Here is a 2,049-nt window from a genome sequence, read left to right as displayed (position 1 = left end):
GTACCCGTTCACGGGGCAACGCCGCGCTGGTCGCTCAACCCACGCGTGTCGGGCCAGCTTGCAGATCCTCGCATGGGCCGTCTACAAGGCAAGTTGACCGCTGACGACATCAACCAGCTCGCCAACAACCCGTCCGCCCGAAGGTTCTGGGACGCACGCAGCAATAACATCAATGTCATCCAAGAGGTCGATGGTAAGTTGCTGCGGGTCACCGTAGCCCGTGATAAGTTCGAGATCATCTCGGTCGGCCCGATCCAGGAGCGCAACATCGCGAACTCCGTCGGACGAGGCGAGTTCATACCACTGCCGTAAGGGACGCCCACATGGAGACGATCCACATACAGGACCTTCGCAGGCTCCTCAAGGAGAAGGGCCCGGGCGATCCCGATCAGTTCCTTCAGATCCGGTTCGACGACCCGAATGACGACGGGACGCCCGCACTCGATGAAGAGTTCGCCAACAAGGTCCTTACCGTCAACTCCGTCCACGGGCTCGTCACGATCGTCTTCAACGAGCGTGGCTACCTCAGGTCGATCGACGTCAGTTGACGACGGCCACTGACGGCCGGGGCCCTTCAAGCAGTCGCTCGGCCTGCGGTAGCAGCGAGGGGAGGTGCACGCCGAGCATCGGGGCCCGGAAGCAGCCGGTCAGGAACTCCAGGACGTTCCGGCCCTGCTGGCGGCACGTCGCCGCCACAGTCAACGCCCGCTCGACGAACCGGCTTCCCCGCCCGCTCGCCGTGCCGCCGCTCGACTTGCGCCACAAGACGGCGTGCCGCAGCGCCCGCTCCGCCGCGTTGTTCGTCGGCTCGATCCCTTGCACCCGCAGGAACGTCCACAGGTGCTCCTCGCCCTCCAGCAGCATCCGGCAGGTCGCCGCCGTCTTCGCGCTGGCGCAGGAGGCGCCCCGGCCCAGCGCCTGCCGGACGCCCCACCGGATCGGGCGGGCATAGCCCAGGAAGGTGCTCCAGGCCATCTCCCCGTCGCGGTACTTGTGCCACCAGTGGAACAGCCGGTTCGAGGCCGCGAGCAGGTCCGCACCCACCGCCGAGCCCCCGTCCCGGCGATCGATCATCGCCTGGAAATCCCTGCGGAGATGCGACCAGCAATACTGGTGTCGCTCGATCCAGTCGTAGCTGGGGAAGCGGTCGCTGATGACGACCTTCGCCTCGTCGGTCCCGAGGATCGAGCGGGCCACGTCGGCGCCCCGGTTGTCGGCGATCGTGAAGGCCGTCAGGTCGTCGGTCCGGCCGACCCAGAGCCACGCCTTCTCGTTGCCTTCGGACCACGAGGTCTCGTCGATGTGGGCCGACGGGGCCGCCTTGATCGCGGCGGCCACCTCGGCGACCACCGGCCCCAGCACCTCGGCGGCGCGGCGCTCCAGCTTGGAGATCATCCCCAGCGAGACGTCCAGCCCGAACAGGTCGGAGGCCAGCTGCTGGATCGGTCGCTTGGCCAGGCGGTACGACCCGGCGAACATCGCCAGGATCGCCCGCAGGCGGGGGCCGAAGGGGCCGGCCGGGATTCCTGCGGGCAGTTCCGCCCGCGTTGCGGCCCCGCAGCACGAGCAAGTCAGCCGGTGGAGGCGGTACTCATCGACGTCGGGTCGCACCGGCGGGATCTCGGCGACCTGATGCCGCGCCGGATCGGGATCATGCCCCTGGAGGGTGGTGCCACAGCGCCCGCAATGCGTCGGCTTGACCTCGAAGGTCTCCCGGATCTGGCCGGGTGGGACGAGCGCCCGGGTATGTCGCTTATGACCAGGTTGGCCGCCTCGCCTCCGCCCGGTTGGCGGGGCCGGAGGTCGCCGCTTGACCTTCACTGCGGGCGGATCGGTCGAGGGGGGCTTGGAGGAGTTGGTGGAGTTCTGGTTGAGCCTGGCCTCCAGATCGGCGATCCGCTTCTCCAAGGAGGCGATGGCGGCCAGGATGCCCGCCTGGGCTTCCGGCGGGACGGTGTCCCAGAGCGATTCGGGGATCGAAGGGTGAGGGCTCATATACCGGATTCTACGAGCCTACTGCACAAGTAGTTCGGGCCCGTGAACGGCTAC

2 protein-coding genes and 1 pseudogene are annotated in these 2,049 nt (G+C 67.8%); 2 read left to right on the top strand and 1 reads right to left on the bottom strand.

Translation table 11 applies throughout. The features are described 5' to 3' along the window. A pseudogene (locus AB1L88_RS26830) lies at nucleotides 1–312 on the top strand (filamentous hemagglutinin); the annotation flags it as partial. Between the two features lie 11 nt (nucleotides 313–323). After that, entirely contained in the window at nucleotides 324–548 is a 225-nt protein-coding gene (locus AB1L88_RS26825) for a hypothetical protein (RefSeq protein ID WP_367099795.1), read from the top strand. Here the strand turns inward: AB1L88_RS26825 and AB1L88_RS26820 are convergent. Further along, nucleotides 541–1,995, bottom strand: coding sequence for an IS66 family transposase (locus AB1L88_RS26820; RefSeq protein WP_367099794.1), 1,455 nt, complete (start codon nucleotides 1,993–1,995; stop codon nucleotides 541–543). The two genes, AB1L88_RS26825 and AB1L88_RS26820, sit on opposite strands and share 8 nt — an antisense overlap. Nucleotides 1,996–2,049: the final 54 nt, after the last annotated feature.

Origin of the sequence: Tautonia sp. JC769, assembly GCF_040717455.1 — a bacterium.
Classification (GTDB): Bacteria; Planctomycetota; Planctomycetia; order Isosphaerales; family Isosphaeraceae; genus Tautonia.
The sequence above is the reverse complement of the archived record's forward strand: the minus strand, read 5'-3'. Positions and strand labels throughout refer to the sequence as shown.

Excerpts from the sequence above, each read along its gene's own strand:
- AB1L88_RS26825 (WP_367099795.1), top strand. The coding sequence starts at position 324 with ATGGAGACGATCCACATACAGGACCTTCGCAGGCTCCTCAAGGAGAAG.
- AB1L88_RS26820 (WP_367099794.1), bottom strand. The coding sequence starts at position 1,995 with ATGAGCCCTCACCCTTCGATCCCCGAATCGCTCTGGGACACCGTCCCG.